The organism is Streptomyces sp. JLYT201, assembly GCF_059448825.1.
Genome location: NZ_CM182551.1, coordinates 6,476,680 through 6,494,252, shown reverse-complemented (window position 1 = coordinate 6,494,252; position 17,573 = coordinate 6,476,680). Strand labels below are relative to the sequence as shown.

Annotated in this window: 11 protein-coding genes; 5 read left to right on the top strand and 6 right to left on the bottom strand. The window is 71.3% G+C overall.

Annotation, left to right across the window (positions count from 1 at the left end):
- Positions 1-115: 115 nt before the first annotated feature.
- Together dnaJ and hrcA are read right to left on the bottom strand one after the other, a co-directional pair.
- Positions 116-1,252, bottom strand: a complete 1,137-nt coding sequence (gene dnaJ, locus AC5WAM_RS27430; protein ID WP_366790525.1) for a molecular chaperone DnaJ — start codon at positions 1,250-1,252, stop codon at positions 116-118.
- Positions 1,253-2,269 (bottom strand): heat-inducible transcriptional repressor HrcA, encoded by a 1,017-nt coding sequence (hrcA, locus tag AC5WAM_RS27425; RefSeq protein ID WP_138959673.1) that lies wholly within the window; start codon positions 2,267-2,269, stop codon positions 1,253-1,255.
- A 251-nt stretch (positions 2,270-2,520) separates the two neighbouring features.
- Between hrcA and AC5WAM_RS27420 the strand changes: the two genes are divergently transcribed.
- Both AC5WAM_RS27420 and AC5WAM_RS27415 read left to right on the top strand, forming a co-directional pair.
- A complete protein-coding gene (locus AC5WAM_RS27420; protein ID WP_366790524.1) occupies positions 2,521-3,273 on the top strand; it encodes an MBL fold metallo-hydrolase in 753 nt (250 codons plus the stop codon).
- 56 nt (positions 3,274-3,329) lie between these two features.
- A complete protein-coding gene (locus tag AC5WAM_RS27415) occupies positions 3,330-4,148 on the top strand; it encodes a DUF3097 domain-containing protein (protein ID WP_495519136.1) in 819 nt (272 codons plus the stop codon).
- A gap of 34 nt (positions 4,149-4,182) precedes the next feature.
- On the opposite strand, the gene hemW is transcribed toward AC5WAM_RS27415, so the two are convergent.
- Positions 4,183-5,418 (bottom strand): radical SAM family heme chaperone HemW, encoded by a 1,236-nt coding sequence (hemW, locus tag AC5WAM_RS27410; protein ID WP_495519135.1) that lies wholly within the window; start codon positions 5,416-5,418, stop codon positions 4,183-4,185.
- A gap of 45 nt (positions 5,419-5,463) precedes the next feature.
- Positions 5,464-7,404, bottom strand: coding sequence for a SpoIIE family protein phosphatase (locus tag AC5WAM_RS27405; RefSeq protein WP_495519134.1), 1,941 nt, complete (start codon positions 7,402-7,404; stop codon positions 5,464-5,466).
- A 542-nt stretch (positions 7,405-7,946) separates the two neighbouring features.
- On the opposite strand from AC5WAM_RS27405, the gene AC5WAM_RS27400 reads away from it, so the two are divergent.
- Positions 7,947-12,134, top strand: coding sequence for a HAMP domain-containing protein (locus AC5WAM_RS27400; RefSeq protein ID WP_495523659.1), 4,188 nt, complete (start codon positions 7,947-7,949; stop codon positions 12,132-12,134).
- 12 nt (positions 12,135-12,146) lie between these two features.
- On the top strand, positions 12,147-12,731 hold the full coding sequence (locus tag AC5WAM_RS27395; protein ID WP_366790521.1) for a response regulator: 585 nt from the start codon (positions 12,147-12,149) through the stop codon (positions 12,729-12,731).
- 37 nt (positions 12,732-12,768) lie between these two features.
- Here AC5WAM_RS27395 and AC5WAM_RS27390 read toward each other — a convergent pair whose 3' ends face one another.
- Both AC5WAM_RS27390 and lepA read right to left on the bottom strand, forming a co-directional pair.
- Positions 12,769-14,658, bottom strand: a complete 1,890-nt coding sequence (locus AC5WAM_RS27390; RefSeq protein WP_495519133.1) for an AMP-dependent synthetase/ligase — start codon at positions 14,656-14,658, stop codon at positions 12,769-12,771.
- 376 nt (positions 14,659-15,034) lie between these two features.
- Complete coding sequence (lepA, locus tag AC5WAM_RS27385; RefSeq protein ID WP_366790518.1) at positions 15,035-16,897, bottom strand: translation elongation factor 4; 1,863 nt, start codon at positions 16,895-16,897, stop codon at positions 15,035-15,037.
- 201 nt (positions 16,898-17,098) lie between these two features.
- Between lepA and rpsT the strand changes: the two genes are divergently transcribed.
- The gene (rpsT, locus tag AC5WAM_RS27380; protein ID WP_242717949.1) at positions 17,099-17,365 is read left to right on the top strand and encodes a 30S ribosomal protein S20; all 267 of its coding nucleotides are present in this window, start codon (positions 17,099-17,101) and stop codon (positions 17,363-17,365) included.
- Positions 17,366-17,573: the final 208 nt, after the last annotated feature.

The window sequence follows — 17,573 nt, the reverse complement described above, 5'->3', positions numbered from 1 at the left end:
GATTTCTCCCACCCGCCCGCCCACACCGCGCGGCTGCGCCCGCCACGGCCCCGGGGAGGGGTGGGCACAGCACCCGGGTGCCGAGCAACCGGGAGCCGGGCCCACCGTCCAGGCGCTAACGCCCGTTGAACGCGTCCTTCAGGCGCGAGAACAGCCCCTGCTGCCCCGGCTGGAACTGCCCCGTGGGCCGCTCCTCGCCCCGCAGCTTCGCCAGCTCCCGCAGCAGCCGCTCCTGCTCGGCGTCGAGCTTCGTGGGCGTGAGCACCTCCACGTGCACGATCAGATCGCCGCGGCCGCCGCCCCGCAGGTGCGTGACGCCGCGCCCGTGCAGCGGGATCGACTGCCCGGACTGCGTGCCGGGCCGGATGTCGACCTCCTCGACGCCGTCGAGCGTCTCCAGCGGGACCTTCGTGCCGAGCGCCGCCGCCGTCATCGGGATGGTGACGGTGCAGTGCAGGTCGTCGCCGCGCCGCTGGAAGACCGCGTGGGGCAGCTCGTGGATCTCCACGTAGAGGTCGCCCGCCGGGCCACCGCCCGGGCCGACCTCGCCCTCGCCCGCGAGCTGGATCCGCGTGCCGTTGTCGACACCCGCGGGGATCTTGACCGTGAGGGTGCGCCGCGAGCGGATCCGGCCGTCGCCCGCGCACTCGGGGCACGGCGTGGGCACCACGGTGCCGAAGCCCTGGCACTGGGGGCAGGGCCGCGAGGTCATGACCTGGCCGAGGAAGGACCGCGTGACCTGGGACACCTCGCCGCGGCCGCGGCACATGTCACAGGTCTGCGCGGAGGTGCCGGGCGCGGCGCCCTCGCCGGAGCACGTCGTACAGACGACGGCCGTGTCGACCTGGATGTCCTTGGTCGTGCCGAAGGCCGCCTCGTCGAGGTCGATCTCCAGACGGATCATGGCGTCCTGGCCGCGTCGGGTGCGCGAGCGCGGCCCGCGCTGCGACGCCGTACCGAAGAACGCGTCCATGATGTCCGAGAAGTTGCCGAAGCCACCGGCTCCGAAACCGCCCGCGCCCGCGCCGCCCGACTGGGACAGCGGGTCGCCGCCGAGGTCGTAGACCTGCTTCTTCTGCGGGTCCGAGAGGACCTCGTAGGCGGCGTTGATCTCTTTGAAGCGCTCTTGCGTCTTGGGATCGGGATTGACGTCCGGGTGCAGCTCGCGCGCGAGCCGCCGGAAGGCCTTCTTGATCTCGTCCTGGGACGCGTCGCGGCGCACGCCGAGCACGGCGTAGTAGTCCGTGGCCACTTACGACTCCGCCAGGATCTGTCCGACGTAACGTGCCACTGCGCGTACTGCTCCCATCGTTCCCGGATAGTCCATGCGGGTCGGTCCGACCACGCCTAGCTTGGCCACTGCCTCGCCTCCCGAACCGTAGCCGACGGAGACCACGGACGTGGAGCTGAGTCCCTCGTGGGCGTTCTCGTGACCGATCTTCACGGTCATGCCCGAATCCGTAGCCTCACCAAGCAACTTGAGGAGGACGACCTGTTCCTCCAGGGCCTCGAGGACCGGCCGGATCGTGAGAGGGAAGTCATGTCCGAAGCGGGTCAGATTGGCGGTGCCGCCGATCATCATCCGCTCCTCGTTCTCCTCGACCAGGGTTTCGAGGAGGGTGGACAGGACCGTCGCCACCGTGGCCTGGTCCTCCTTGTCGAAGGACTCGGACAGGTCCTGGACGAGCTGCGGCACGTCCGAGAACCGGCGGCCCGCGACCCGGCTGTTGAGCCGCGCCCGCAGGTCCGCGAGTGACGTTTCACCGAACGGCGCCGGGCAGTCGATCAGGCGCTGCTCGACCCGCCCCGTGTCCGTGATCAGGACGAGCATGAGCCGGGCCGGGGCGAGCGAGAGCAGTTCCACGTGGCGCACCGTCGACCGCGTCAGGGACGGGTACTGCACCACGGCGACCTGCCGGGTCAGCTGCGCGAGCAGCCGCACCGTACGGCCCACGACGTCGTCCAGGTCGACGGCGCCGTCCAGGAAGTGCTGGATCGCGCGGCGCTCGGGGGAGCTCAGCGGCTTGACGCCCGCCAGCTTGTCCACGAACAGCCGGTAGCCCTTGTCGGTGGGGATGCGCCCGGCGCTGGTGTGCGGCTGGGCGATGAACCCCTCCTCCTCCAGCGCCGCCATGTCGTTACGGACCGTGGCCGGGGAGACGCCCAGGTGATGACGCTCGGTGAGCGCCTTGGAGCCGACCGGCTCCTGGGTGCCCACGTAGTCATGGACGATGGCGCGCAGCACCTCAAGCCTGCGTTCACTGAGCATCGCGCACACCTCCACCTGTCGTCCCTCGTCCGTGGCCCCCGCGGCGGCCCCACCCTGGCACTCACCACGCGCGAGTGCCAACCTTCATCGAGTCAGTGTACGGCCGCCGGGTACAGCCCCGGCAAGGGCCGACTCCTTTAGTCATGCCCACGTGTGGCCCGTGCCACCGGCCCGCTCGCGCCCCGTGCGGCGGCCCCGGCGGCACGGGGGCACCGGCTGCCGGGGCACGGCGGTGGCGCTAGCGTCACCGTATGGACGTAAGCGTGACACCGGCCCCTGACTGGCGGGAGGCGGGCTGGGAGCGACTCGCCGCACGGGTGGGGCGGTACCGGCTCCCCGTGTGGGACTGCACGGTCGGCCTGGTCGTCGGCGACGAGGCCGCCCTGATGATCGAGGCCGGGTCCAGCCTGCGGGAGGGCGCGTGGCTGCGCGCCGAGGCCCGGCGGCTGCTCGGCGGCGGCCGCCGTGTGACCCATCTCGCGCTGACGCACCCGCACTTCGACCACGTGCTCGGCGCCGCGGCGTTCGCCGGGGTCGAGGTGTTCGGCGCGGTCGGCGTCGACGCGGTGCTCGACCGGGACCGCGAGGGCCTGCGCACGGACGCCGTCTCCCAGGGCCTGGACGCCCGCGCCGCCGCCGAGGCCACCGACCTGCTGGTCCTTCCGCGCCACCTGGTGAGCGGCGAGTGGACCCTCGACCTGGGCGGCGTCCAGGTCCTCCTCGCGAACGTCGGCCCCGGCCACACCGGCCACGACCTGGCCGTCCTGGTGCCCGGCGCGCCCGGAGAGCCCGAGGTCGTCTTCTGCGGCGACCTCGTGGAGGAGTCGGGCGAGCCCCAGGCCGGTCCCGACGCGGTCCCCGGGCGGTGGCCCGCCGCGCTCGACCGGCTGCTCGACCTGGGCGGCCCGGACGCGCGGTACGTGCCGGGGCACGGGGCGGTCGTCGACGCGGCCTTCGTACGGGCCCAACGCAAGGAGCTGGCGGCGCGGTTCGGGGTGCGCTGAGCGGCGCGGGCACGTCCCCGTGACGGGACGTCACGCGATGTCATAACGTCTGTCGAATGCGCAGCTACAACCCGGACCTCACCCCGCCGTGGAAGAGGTCGGCCCCCGTTCCCGAAGTCCCCGCCGACGTCGACCTGGTGGTGGAGGAGGTCCGGACCGGCTTCTGCGGCGCGGTGATCCGCTGCGAGAAGACCGCCGAGGGCCCGACGGTGACCCTTGAGGACCGCTTCGGCAAGCACCGGGTGTTCCCGATGGTGCCGCGCGGCTTCCTCCTGGAGGGCAAGACCGTCACGCTCGTCCGCCCGAAGGCCGCGGCGGCGGCCGCCCGGCCCGCGCGCACGGCGTCCGGCTCGATCGCCGTTCCCGGGGCGCGGGCCCGGGTGGCGCGCGCCGGGCGCATCTATGTGGAGGGGCGTCACGACGCGGAGCTCGTCGAGAAGGTGTGGGGCGACGACCTGCGCATCGAGGGCGTCGTCGTCGAGTACCTGGAGGGCATCGACGACCTTCCGGCGATCGTCGCGGAATTCGCGCCGGGCCCCGACGCGCGCCTCGGCGTCCTCGTGGACCACCTCGTGCCCGGCTCCAAGGAGTCCCGGATCGCGGCCGGGGTCTCCAGCCCGCACGCGCTGGTGGTCGGCCACCCGTACATCGACGTCTGGGAGGCGGTGAAGCCCTCGTCCCTGGGCATCGCGTCCTGGCCCCGCGTGCCGCGCGGCCAGGACTGGAAGACCGGGGTGTGCCGGGCCCTCGGCTGGCCGGAGAACACCGGGGCCGCGTGGCAGCGGATCCTGGGCTCGGTGCGCAGCTACAAGGACCTGGAGCCCCAGCTCCTGGGCCGCGTCGAGGAGCTGATCGATTTCGTGACGGCCCCGTAGCCCCGGGGCGGCCTCAGGCAACCCGGGGACGGCCTCAGTCGACCAGGTCCCGCACCACCGCGTCGGCCAGGAGGCGGCCGCGCAGGGTCAGCACCGCCCGCCCCCGCTCGTAGGGCTCGGGGGCCAGGAGGCCGTCCGTCAGGGCGCGGCGCGAGGCGGCCAGGCCCGCTTCCTTCAGGAGCGACAGCGGGCAGCCGTCCCGGAGCCGCAGTTCGAGGAGGATCCGCTCCACCCGGCGGTCCTCGTCCGCGAGGAGCTCACGCCCGGCCCCCGGCGAACGCCCTTCCGCGAGGGCCGCCGCGTACGCTCCGGGGTGCTTCACGTTCCACCAGCGCACGCCCCCGACGTGGCTGTGCGCGCCGGGGCCCGCGCCCCACCAGTCGGCGCCCCGCCAGTACAGCTCGTTGTGCAGACAGCGGCCCGCCTCCGAGGTGGCCCAGTTGGACACCTCGTACCACTGGAACCCGGCGGCCGACAGGGCCTCCTCGGCGATCAGATAGCGGTCGGCGTGCACGTCGTCGTCCGTCATGGGGACCTCGCCGCGCCGGATGCGGCGGGCCAGCTGCGTGCCCTCCTCCACGATCAGCGCGTACGCGGACACGTGGTCGGGCCCGGCGCCGATCGCGGCGTCGAGGGAGGCCCGCCAGTCGTCGTCGCTCTCGCCGGGGGTGCCGTAGATCAGGTCGAGGTTGACGTGCTCGAAGCCCGCCGCGCGCGCCTCGGCGACGCAGGCCTCGGGCCGCCCGGGGGTGTGCGTGCGGTCGAGGATCTTCAGGACGTGCTGCTTGGCGCTCTGCATGCCGAAGGAGACGCGGTTGAAGCCGCCCTCGCGCAGGGTGCTCAGATACGCGGGGTCGACCGACTCCGGGTTCGCCTCGGTGGTGATCTCCGCGTCGTCGGCGATGCCGAACTCGTCGCGGATCGCGCTCAGCATCGTGACGAGGTCGTCGGCGGCGAGGAGCGTGGGCGTGCCGCCGCCGACGAAGACCGTGCGGACCGGGCGCGGGTCGTCGCCGAGGACCTTGCGGGCCAGGCGGACCTCGTCGACGAGGGTCTCGGCGTAGTTGTCCCGGGAGGCGAGGACGCCGCCGGTGCCGCGCAGCTCGGGGGCGGTGTAGGTGTTGAAGTCGCAGTAGCCGCAGCGCGTGGCGCAGTACGGAACGTGCAGGTAGAAGCCGAGTGGGGCCGTTCCGCCCAGGGCGGACGGGGGGAGCGTCCCGTCCTGGGGCACGGGTTCTCCATCGGGCAGGGCGGAAGGCATACCTTCCATTATGGGCCCGGTCCGCGGGTCCCCTCCGTCCCCACCGGCCCGGGGTCAGCGGGCCTGGAGCACCAGGAGCGCCAGGTCGTCGTCGGGCGGCCGCGTCGAGAACTCGTGGACGAGGCGGCGGATCCGCTCCGCCACCAGCTCCGCGTCGAGCCCCGCGCAGTCGGCGAGGGCCGTGGCGAGCCCGTCGCCGTCGTCGAAGAGGCGCCCGCCGCCGCGGCGCTCGGTGACGCCGTCCGTGACGCACAGCAGCGTGTCGCCGGGGAGCAGGTCGAAGGTCTCGCTCGTGTACGTCTCGTCGTCGACCACCCCGAGGAGCATCTGCGGCCCGGTGGCGGGCCGCACCCGGCCGTCGGCGCCCAGGAGCAGCGGCAGCGGGTGCCCGGCGCACGCCACCGTGCAGCGCACCCCGCCGTCGTACGGCACGAGCTCGCCGTACAGGAGGGACAGGAAGCGCGCGGTGGCGCCCTCGGGCGACACGCCCTGGCCGCCCGCGACGGCCACGACGGCGGCCGCCGCGTCCGCGGCCTCGGTGGCGTCGTCGAGGAGGAGCTGGTTGAGGCGGTCGAGGACCTCGGCGACCTGGTAGCCCTCGCGGGCGAGCAGCCGCAGCCAGGGGCGGGCCAGGCCGATGACGACGGCGGCCTCGGGGCCCTTGCCCTGGACGTCGCCGAGGGCGAAGCACCAGCGGCCGTCGCCCGCGGGGAACACGTCGTAGAAGTCGCCGCCGGGCCCGCCCTGCTCGCGCGGCTCGTACACGACGCCGCTCTGCACGCCGGGGATCTCCGCGACGGTGCTCGGCAGCAGTCCGCGCTGGAGGACCCGGCTGATGGTGGCCTGGCGCTGGTAGCGGCGGGCGGCGCTGATGGCGAGGGCCACGCGGCGGCTGAAGTCCTCGACGAGGCCGGTGACCTCGTCGGGGAAGCGCGGCAGGCCGGCCCGGCCGATGACCAGGGCGCCGAGGCTCCGGCCGCCCGCCACCAGGCGGTAGGCGACGGCGGCGCCGGTGGAGTCGCTGCCGAAGGCGTCGCCCGGCCAGGACACGGGCACCGCGCCGGGGCCCGCCGTGCCGGCGAGGCTCGGCGGCTCCTTCTCCAGGACGCGGCGCAGCTCTTCTATCCGCTGTTCACTGGTGTGCCAGACGCGCACGAGGTGGGTGCCGGGGGCGCGGGCGCCCGCCGCGCGCCCGGCGCTGTCGGCCTCGTCGTCGAGCCAGACCGCGCACCAGTCCGCGAGCCGGGGCACGAGGAGCTGTCCGGCGAGGGCCGCGACCAGGTTCTCGTCGAACTGGCCCGCGAGCATGTCGGAGGCCTCGGCGAGGAACGTGAGCGCGCCCCGGTTGATCCACTCCGTGTCGTGCGCGACCCGCTTGGGCGCCGGGGCGAGGATCTCGGCGGAGCGGAGCCCGCGCTGGAGCGCCGTCTCACCGGCGTACGCCTCGAAGTCGGGGAGGTCGGCGAGCATCCGCTCGTGGTCCACGGGGAGGCGCGCCCAGACCGTCTTGGTGCCCGAGCGGTAGGTGATGCCCCAGGACTCGGCGAGGGTGGCGACGAGTTGCAGGCCGCGGCCGTACTCGGGCGTGCCGGGGTGGGGGGAGCGCGGCTCGCTGCGCACGGCGCGCGCCGGGTGGTGGTCGGAGACCTCCACGACCAGGGCGTCGAGGCCGTCGTAGTCGAGGCCGTCGTAGGGGCCTTCGCCGGGCGTCACCTCGTCCAGGCGGCACAGCAGTTCGACGGACGTGCCCGCGTGCACCACCGCGTTCGTCACCAACTCGCTGACCAGGAGCACCGCGTCGTCCACGAGCCGGTCGCTGATCCGGGCGGCGGCGGGCACCGCGAGCTCCACCCAGTCGGCGAGCGCCGCGCGGACGAACCGGCGCGCGGCGGAGGGCGCAAGCGGGTTTCCAGGCAGGGACGTGCGCACTACCGTCGATGGCCCTGGGCGTGCAGCGGGCTCGACGGAGGCGCGGACAGCGGTCTCCCGTGGCATCGGAATGGCCCCCACAGTGCGGCTCCTGAGCAGTTCGGACGTTACGCCTCAGGCGACACGGACAGAGTGACAGACTGACTGGGCCCATAAGCACCGAGTTACCGAAGTGGGCCATCATGAGTGAGAACAGTGCTAAGCCCGCGCCCGGACACGGTCAGATTTCGGCATCGGCAGACACGCCGGCATCCGCCCGGACCCCGGCACCCGCCTCCGCCTCCGCCTCCGCAGAGGCACCCGGCCCCCTTCCGCTCCCCCACTCCACAGTGACCTCGGACTTTCCCATGGCATCGCCTGGCCAGACGCCGCCCCCAGCCGCCGGTACTCCCCCGCCGACTCCGCCCACCCGACCACCTGCCGCCCCCGGGAGCAAGGAACCGGGGAAGGTGTCGCGCGCCTCCGCCGCCCGCCGCTCCCCCACCGCGCGCGCCAAGCTGCCCGCGCCCGCCGAGCCCCCGGGCGCGGAGGCACTGCCCGCCATCGGCGCCCCGTCCCCGGGGATGTCCGAGGCCGAGACCGCGAGTCTGCGGGCCCTGCTCGCCGCCATGCGGGCCGCCCGCGACGGGAACTTCACCAAGGCGCCGCTGAGCGGCTCGGGCCTGACGTCCGAGCTGATCACGGTCTTCAACGAACTCGTGGACCGCTCCACGCACTTCGACGGCGAGCTCATCCGGGTGCGCAGGGAGATGGTGCGCCACGGGCGGCTCGACGAGCGGTTCACGGCCAGCCCGGGCCAGGGCAGCTGGGCCACCCGGATCATCGAGGTGAACTCCCTCCTGGAGTCCCTGGTCGCGCCCGCCACGAACGCCACCCGGGTCCTGAACGCCGTCGCGGGCGGCGACCTCACCCAGCGCGTCGACCTGCACGACGGCTCGCGCGAGCTGCGCGGCGATCTGCGCCGGCTGGGGCGCGCCGTCAACACGATGGTCGACCAGCTGTCCCTCTTCACGGGGGAAGTCACGCGCGTCGCCCGGGAGGTGGGCACCGAGGGCAGGCTCGGCGGCCGCGCCAAGGTCCGGGGCCTTTCGGGCAGCTGGCGCGACGTGACGGAGGCCGTGAACACGATGGCCTCGCGTCTGACCGCGCAGGTCCGCGACATCGCGCTCGTCACCACGGCCGTGGCGCAGGGCGACCTCACCCGCACGGTCACGGTCGAGGCCACCGGTGAGCTCCTCGAACTGAAGCTCACCGTGAACACCATGGTGGAGCAGTTGTCGGCGTTCGCCGCCGAGGTCACGCGCGTGGCCCGCGAGGTCGGCACCGAGGGCAGGCTCGGCGGCCGCGCCCAGGCGCGCGGCGTGTCGGGGGTGTGGAAGGACCTCACCGACAACGTCAACTTCATGGCGTCGAACCTCACCTCACAGGTCCGCAACATCGCCCAGGTCACCACGGCCGTCGCCAACGGCGACCTGAGCCAGAAGATCACCGTGGACGCGCGCGGCGAGATCCTGGAGCTCAAGGACACCGTCAACACGATGGTCGACCAGCTCTCCGCCTTCGCCGACGAGGTCACCCGGGTCGCCCGCGAGGTCGGCACCGAGGGCAACCTCGGCGGCCGCGCCCACGTACGCGGCGTGTCGGGCGTGTGGAAGGACCTCACCGACAACGTCAACTTCATGGCGGACAACCTCACTTCGCAGGTGCGCAACATCGCCCTGGTGTCGACCGCCGTCGCCCAGGGCGACCTGTCGAAGAAGATCACCGTCGAGGCCAAGGGCGAGATCCTGGAGCTGAAGTCGACGATCAACACGATGGTCGACCAGCTGTCCGCCTTCGCCGACGAGGTCACGCGCGTGGCCCGCGAGGTCGGCACCGAGGGCAACCTCGGCGGTCAGGCGCAGGTGCGCGGCGTCAGCGGCGTCTGGGAGGAACTGACCGACAACGTCAACTTCATGGCGTCGAACCTCACCTCCCAGGTCCGCAACATCGCCCAGGTCACCACGGCCGTCGCCAACGGCGACCTGTCCAAGATGATCACGGTGACGGCGCGCGGCGAGATCCTGGAGCTCAAGGACACCGTCAACACGATGGTGGAGCAGCTGCGCGCCTTCGCCGCCGAGGTGACACGCGTGGCCCGCGAGGTCGGCACCGACGGCCGCCTCGGCGGCCGCGCCCAGGTCCTCGGCGTGTCCGGCGTGTGGAAGGACCTCACCGACAACGTCAACTACATGGCGGACAACCTGACGGGCCAGGTGCGCAACATCGCCCAGGTCGCGACCGCCGTCGCCCAGGGTGACCTGTCGAAGAAGATCGACGTGGACGCGCGCGGCGAGATCCTGGAGCTGAAGACCACCATCAACACGATGGTGGACACCCTGTCGTCCTTCTCGTCCGAGGTGACACGCGTCGCCCGCGAGGTCGGCTCCGAGGGCCAGCTCGGCGGCCAGGCCCGCGTCGAGGGCGTCTACGGCACCTGGAAGCGCCTGACCACGAACGTGAACGAGCTGGCGCTCAACCTGACCACGCAGGTCCGCGCCATCGCCGAGGTCGCGTCCGCGGTGGCGCAGGGCGACATGTCCCGCTCCATCACCGTCGAGCCCAGGGGCGAGGTCGCCGAGCTGAAGGACAACATCAATCTGATGGTGTCCAACCTGCGTGAGACCACCCGCGCCAAGGACTGGCTGGAGTCCAACCTCGCCCGCCTCGCGGGCCTGATGCAGGGCCACCGCGACCTGATGGAGGTCGCCGACCTGATCCTGCGCGAGCTGACCCCGCTGGTGAACGCCCAGTACGGCGCGTTCTTCCTGGCCAACCCGGACGCCGACGGCACCGCGCCGCTGCAGGCCTCGCCCGCGAAGGGGCTCGCCTTCATCGCCGGGTACGGCTCGGCCCAGGACACCGGCATGGAGGAGCAGGGCTTCCTCGTCGACACCACCGGCATGCCCGCGCACGGCCTGGTGCGCCAGGCGGCCCTGGAGAAGAAGCGCATCCTCCTCGACGAGGTGCCGCCCGACTACATCAAGATCCATTCGGGTCTCGGTGACGCCTCGCCCGCGAGTGTCGTGATCATCCCGATCCTCTTCGAGGACAAGCTGCTCGGTGTGATCGAACTGGCCACGTTCTCCCGCTTCTCCGACGTCCACCTGGCGTTCTTCGACCAGTTCGTGAACACCATCGGCGTCGCGATCAACACGATCATCGCCAACTCCCGTACGGAGTCCCTCCTCAGCGAGTCGCAGCGGCTCGCGACCCAGCTCCAGGAGCGCTCCGACGAGCTCCAGCGCCAGCAGGCGGAGCTGCGCCGGTCGAACGCCGAACTGGAGGAGAAGGCGGCGCTGCTCGCCACCTCGTCGCAGTACAAGTCGGAGTTCCTCGCGAACATGTCGCACGAGCTGCGCACCCCGCTGAACTCGCTGCTCATCCTCGCCCGGCTGCTCTCCGACAACCCCGACGGCCATCTGTCCGACCAGGAGGTGCAGTTCGCCACCACCATCCACCGCTCGGGCTCGGACCTGCTCCAGCTGATCAACGACATCCTCGACCTGTCGAAGATCGAGGCGGGCCGCATGGACGTACGCCCGAAGAAGCTGCCGCTGATCAAGGTCCTGGACTATGTGCACGCCACGTTCCGCCCGCTCACGCTCGACCGCGGCCTCGCCTTCGACGTGACGGTCGGCCACGACGTGCCGCGCGAGATGTTCTCCGACGAGCAGCGCCTCCAGCAGATCCTGCGCAACCTCCTGTCGAACGCGGTCAAGTTCACCGCGAACGGCCGCGTCGAGCTGAGCGTGCAGCACGTCAAGCAGTCCCCCGACCCGCTGCTCAGCGACCGCGGCGACCTGATCAGCTTCACCGTCAAGGACACCGGCATCGGCATCCCGCCCGAGCAACTCCCGGTGATCTTCGAGGCGTTCCAGCAGGTCGACGGCACCACCAACCGCAAGTACGGCGGCACCGGACTCGGCCTGTCCATCAGCCGCGAGATCGCGGGCCTGCTCGGCGGCCGCATCACCGCCGAGTCCCACCCCGGCGAGGGCTCCACCTTCACCCTGTACGTGCCCGTGGTGCACCCCGGCCACGGCGCGGCGGCGGTGGCGTACGCGTCCTCGCGCACGGTGCCCGCGCCCGAGCCCCGGGAGCAGATGGCCCTGTCGGCGCACACCGTGCCCGAGGCCGACGACAACTGGCCCGCGCCGACCAAGCTGGAGGCCTGGAAGGAGGGGCACGCGGGCCGGGTCCTGCCGGGCCGCCGGGTGCTCATCGTCGACGACGACATCCGCAACGTCTTCGCGCTCACCCACGTGCTCAGCCGCGTCGGCCTGGTGGTCCTCTACGCGGAGAACGGCCGCGAGGGCATCGAGACCCTGGAGCGCAACCCCGACACCGACCTGATCCTGATGGACATCATGATGCCGGAGATGGACGGCTACGAGACCATCGCCGCCATCCGCCGCTCCCCGCGCTGGACGGGTCTGCCCATCGTGGCCCTGACCGCCAAGGCCATGCCCGGCGACCGCGAGAAGGCCATCTCGCAGGGCGCCACCGACTACGTCCCGAAGCCGGTGGACGTGGATCAGCTGCTCACCGTCGTCTGTGCCCTCCTGGACCCCGAGGGCGAACCGGCGGATCCCAAGGCGCCCGCGTCCCCGGAGACCGCCAGGTCCGTGGAGACCGACGGGCCCCCGGAGGCGAGCGAGCGCGGGGAAGCCGCCGGCGCGGCACCCGCAGAAACCGCCGATACGGAACCGCGCGGCACTCAAGGGGATACCGCGATTCCGACGACGACCGAGTGAGGCACTGTCACCATGAGCACTGAGGCCACCACAGCGGACCGCGCGAGCATCCTCCTCGTCGACGACATGGAGGACAATCTCGTGGCCCTGGAGGCCGTCCTGGGGTCCCTGAACGAACCGCTGGTACGCGCCCGTTCAGGGGAGGAGGCGATGAAGGCCCTGCTGCGGCAGCGGTTCGCCGTGGTCCTCCTCGACGTACGGATGCCGGGCATGGACGGCTTCGAGACCGCGTCCAACATCAAGCGCCTCGACCAGACGAAGGACGTGCCGATCATCTTCCTGACGGGCACCGACAACGACGCGGGCTATGCCTTCCGCGGCTATGCGACGGGCGCGGCGGACTACCTCACCAAGCCCTTCGACCCGTGGGTGCTGCGCGCGAAGGTCACCGTGTTCCTGGAGCTGCACCGCAAGAACCAGCAGCTGGAGCACATGCTGGCGCGCGAGCAGGAGCACTTCGACGAGCTGTCGCTGCGCCTCGCGGCGGTCGAGCGGCAGCTGGCGGACCGGGGCTTCGACGACATCGCGGACATCAGCCGCCAGATCGCGCGCATGGAGGAGATCCTGCGGGAGATGCGGCGCAGACGGAGCGCGTGACCGCCCCGCCGCACCCCGCCGCGCCGCGGGCGTGGGCTCAGGCCTCGCGTGCGCCCGCGTACATCTCCTCGATCAGGTCCTTGTACTCCCGCTCCACGACCGGGCGCTTGAGCTTCAGGCTCGGCGTCAGCTCGCCGTGCTCGACGTCGAGGTCGCGCGGGAGCAGCTTGAACTTCTTGAGGGTCTGCCAGCGCTGGAGGCCCTCGTTGAGCTGCTGTACGTAGCCCTCGATGAGGGCGACGGTGGCGGGGGCCGCGACGACCTCGGCGTAACTCTTGCCCGCCAGGCCGTTCTCCCCGGCCCAGCCCATGATGGCGGCCTCGTCCAGGGCGATGAGGGCGGAGCAGAAGTTCCGGTCGGCGCCGAGCACCAGGATGTTGGAGACGTACGGACACACGCCCTTGAACTGGCCCTCGACCTCCGTGGGCGCGACGTACTTGCCGCCGGAGGTCTTGAACAGGTCCTTCTTGCGGTCGGTGATCCGCAGATAGCCGTCGGGGGACAGCTCCCCGATGTCGCCGGTGTGGAACCAGCCGTCGGGCTCCAGGACCTCGGCGGTCTTCTCGGGCAGCTTGTGATAGCCCTCCATGATGCCGGGGCCGCGCAGCAGGATCTCGCCGTCGTCCGCGATCCGCACCTCGGTGCCGGGCAGCGGCTTGCCGACGGTCCCGGTGCGGTAGGCCTCGCCGGGGTTGACGAAGGAGGCCGCGGAGGACTCGGTGAGGCCGTAGCCCTCCAGGACGTGGATCCCGGCGCCCGCGAAGAAGTAGCCGATCTCCGGGGCGAGCGCCACCGAGCCGGACACCGCGGCCCGCAGCCGCCCGCCGAAGGCCTCGCGCAGCTTGGCGTACACCAGCTTGTCGGCGACCTTGTGCTTGGCGCCGAGGCCGAAGGGCACCGAGGCCACACCGGTCCTGCGGAAGTTGTCCTGGCTGGTCCTGGCGTACTCGCGGGCGACCTCCGCCGACCACTGGAAGATCTTGTACTTGGCGTTGCCGCCGGCCCGGGCCTTGGCCACGACGCCGTTGTAGACCTTCTCGAAGATGCGCGGCACGGCCGCCATGTAGGTCGGCTGGACCACCGGCAGATTCTCGATGATCTTGTCCACGCGGCCGTCGACGGCGGTGACGTGCCCCAGCTCGATCTGCCCGCTGGTGAGCACCTTGCCGAAGACGTGCGCGAGCGGCAGCCACAGGTACTGCACGTCCTCGGCCGAGAGCAGGCCGGTCGCCGCGATGGCCTTGGCCATGTACGACCAGTTGTCGTGCGGCAGGCGCACGCCCTTGGGGCGGCCCGTGGTGCCCGAGGTGTAGATGATCGTCGCGAGGTGGTCGGCCCTGATCGCCTCGATGCGCTGCCTGACCGCGTCCGGGTTCTTCTCCAGGTGGGCGGCGCCGCGCGCCTCCAGGTCCGCGAGGGTGAGCACCCACCCCTCGGGGTCGTCGTCGGCGGGCTCGACGCCCGCCGGGTCGAAGACGACGACGTGCTTCAGGTCGGGCAGGTTCGCCCGCTGCGCACGCGCCTTGACCAGCTGCTCCGCGTTGTCGGCGAGCAGGACCCGGCTGCCGGAGTCGGCGAGGATGAACGCGGACTCCTCGGCGTTGGTCTGCGGGTAGACCGTCGTCGTGGCGGCGCCCGCGCACATGATGCCGAGGTCGGCGAGGATCCACTCGATGCGGGTGGCCGAGGCGAGGGCGACCCGGTCCTCGGGCGCGAGGCCCAGATCGATGAGGCCCGCCGCCACGGCGTCGACGCGCTCGGCGGCCTGCGCCCAGCTCAGCGACTTCCAGTCGTCCGGGCCCTCGCCCGAGGCCGCGGGGACGGGATAGCGGTAGGCCTCGGCCTCCGGCGTGGCCGCGACGCGCTCCAGCAGGAGGTGCGCCACCGAAGGCGGTCGGTTCTCGATCAAGGTCTGTGTGTCGCTCACGACATCCTCCGGGCCCGCGACGGTGCGTCCTACTGGCTGGCTGCGTGTGGCTACTGGCCGGCTGCGGGGGCTACTGCGCTCCGCTGCCACTCCAGGCGCGTTGTTTAACTTGCGAGTAACCTCCGAGCAGTGATCAGGGTAGAGGCCGGACGCCCGCCACGTAAGGGGCTGCTGCCTGTCACTTTCTACAGAACGGGGCGGTAGCTTCACCGCCGCCGGACGACGGGACGGCCGCCGCGCGGCACTCGCCGACAGCAGGAAGCACGGCTCGCCGCCGGCCGGGCGCGGCGCCGGCCGACAGCCGAAAAGCGCTCGTCCGGGCGACGGACGAGCGCTTTCCACACAGCGGGGAACCCGGCGGCGGCCGGGTGGACGGCTACTTCTTCTTGGGGCCCTCGTCACTGGAGAGCACCGCGATGAAGGCCTCCTGCGGGACCTCCACGGAGCCGACCATCTTCATCCGCTTCTTGCCTTCCTTCTGCTTCTCGAGCAGCTTCCGCTTGCGCGAGATGTCACCGCCGTAGCACTTGGCGAGGACGTCCTTGCGGATGGCACGGATGGTCTCGCGGGCGATGACCCGCGAACCGATGGCGGCCTGCACCGGCACCTCGAACGCCTGCCGCGGGATCAGCTCGCGCAGCTTGGCGACGAGCCGTACGCCGTACGCGTACGCCGCGTCCTTGTGCGTGATCGCCGAGAACGCGTCGACCTTGTCGCCGTGCAGCAGGATGTCGACCTTGACGAGCTGCGCGGACTGCTCGCCCGTGGGCTCGTAGTCCAGCGAGGCGTAGCCGCGGGTCTTCGACTTCAGCTGGTCGAAGAAGTCGAAGACGATCTCCGCGAGGGGCAGCGTGTAGCGGATCTCGACGCGGTCCTCGGAGAGGTAGTCCATGCCGAGCAGGACGCCGCGCCGGTTCTGGCACAGCTCCATGATCGAGCCGATGAACTCCGACGGCGCGAGGATGGTCGCCCGCACCACGGGCTCGAAGACCTGGTCGATCTTCCCCTCGGGGAACTCACTCGGATTGGTGACGACGTGCTCGGCGCCGTCCTCCATGATCACGCGGTAGACCACGTTCGGCGCGGTGGCGATCAGGTCGAGCCCGAACTCCCGCTCCAGGCGCTCACGGATCACGTCCAGGTGCAGCAGGCCGAGGAAGCCCACGCGGAAGCCGAAGCCGAGCGCGGCGGACGTCTCCGGCTCGTACACCAGCGCGGCGTCGTTGAGCTGGAGCTTGTCCAGCGCGTCGCGCAGCTCCGGGTAGTCCGAGCCGTCCAGCGGGTACAGGCCCGAGAAGACCATCGGCTTGGGGTCCTTGTACCCGCCGAGGGCCTCGGTGGCGCCCTTGTGCAGGGAGGTGATCGTGTCACCGACCTTGGACTGGCGCACGTCCTTCACACCGGTGATGAGGTAGCCCACCTCACCCACGCCGAGGCCGTCGGCGGCGAGCATCTCGGGCGAGTTCGTCCCGATCTCCAGGAGCTCGTGCGTCGCGCCCGTCGACATCATGCGGATCCGCTCACGCTTGTTGAGCTGGCCGTCGACGACACGGACGTACGTCACGACGCCCCGGTACGAGTCGTACACCGAGTCGAAGATCATCGCGCGGGCGGGTGCGTCCGCGACGCCGACGGGCGCCGGGACCTCGGCCACGACCCGGTCGAGCAGCGCCTCGACGCCGAGCCCGGTCTTCGCGGAGACCTTGAGGACGTCCTCCGGGTCACAGCCGATGAGGTTCGCGAGCTCCTCGGAGAACTTCTCGGGCTGGGCGGCCGGGAGGTCGATCTTGTTGAGCACCGGGACGATCTTGAGGTCGTTCTCCATCGCCAGGTACAGGTTGGCGAGGGTCTGCGCCTCGATGCCCTGGGCGGCGTCGACGAGCAGGATCGTCCCCTCGCACGCGGCGAGCGACCGCGAGACCTCGTACGTGAAGTCCACGTGTCCCGGGGTGTCGATCATGTTGAGGATGTGCGTCCTGCCCTGGTCCGGGCCCTCGGTGGGGGCCCAGGGCAGACGCACCGCCTGGGACTTGATCGTGATGCCGCGCTCACGCTCGATGTCCATGCGGTCGAGGTACTGGGCGCGCATCTGGCGCTGCTCGACCACACCGGTCAGCTGGAGCATGCGGTCGGCGAGCGTGGACTTGCCGTGGTCGATGTGCGCGATGATGCAGAAATTGCGGATCAGAGCCGGGTCGGTACGGCTCGGTTCGGGCACATTCTTAGGGGTCGCGGGCACGCAGGGTCCTGTCTCTTGAGGCGCCTTATGCCTCGGGTCGGATCGATACGTAGCCTCCATGGTCCCACGGGTGGGCCGTGCCCATCGGTTTGGGCCGCCCCGAAGGGGGCTGGTACCGTGGTCAGCTGTGTCTCGTAGCCCTCTCAGCGCGAGGCGCATGTCAGAGAAACCAGCGGTACCTGAACCTGAAAAGGCTCTTTCGTGGCGAACATCAAGTCCCAGATCAAGCGGAACAAGACCAACGAGAAGGCGCGCCTGCGCAACAAGTCGGTCAAGTCCGCCCTCAAGACGTCGATCCGCAAGACCCGTGAGGCCATCGTCGCGGGCGACGTCGAGAAGGCCACCGTCGCCCTGCGCGACGCCAACCGCAAGCTGGACAAGGCCGTCTCCAAGGGCGTCATCCACAAGAACCAGGCCGCCAACAAGAAGTCGGCGCTTGCTTCGAAGGTCGCGTCCCTCCAGGGCTGAGTCCTTCTGGACCACACCTGATGTAACCGTCGGCCGGACCCAGAGCGGGCCCTCTCTCATCCGCTCCCGACCGACACCTCGAGCTCGCACGCGGCCTGCGTTCGCCACGCGGGTGCGAGCTCAACACATTGCGTAACCAAAGGCCCCACATCCGCCCCTTCCCCGGGGCGGGGGTGGGGCTTTTGGCGTTCGGGGTGGTTCCGAATTC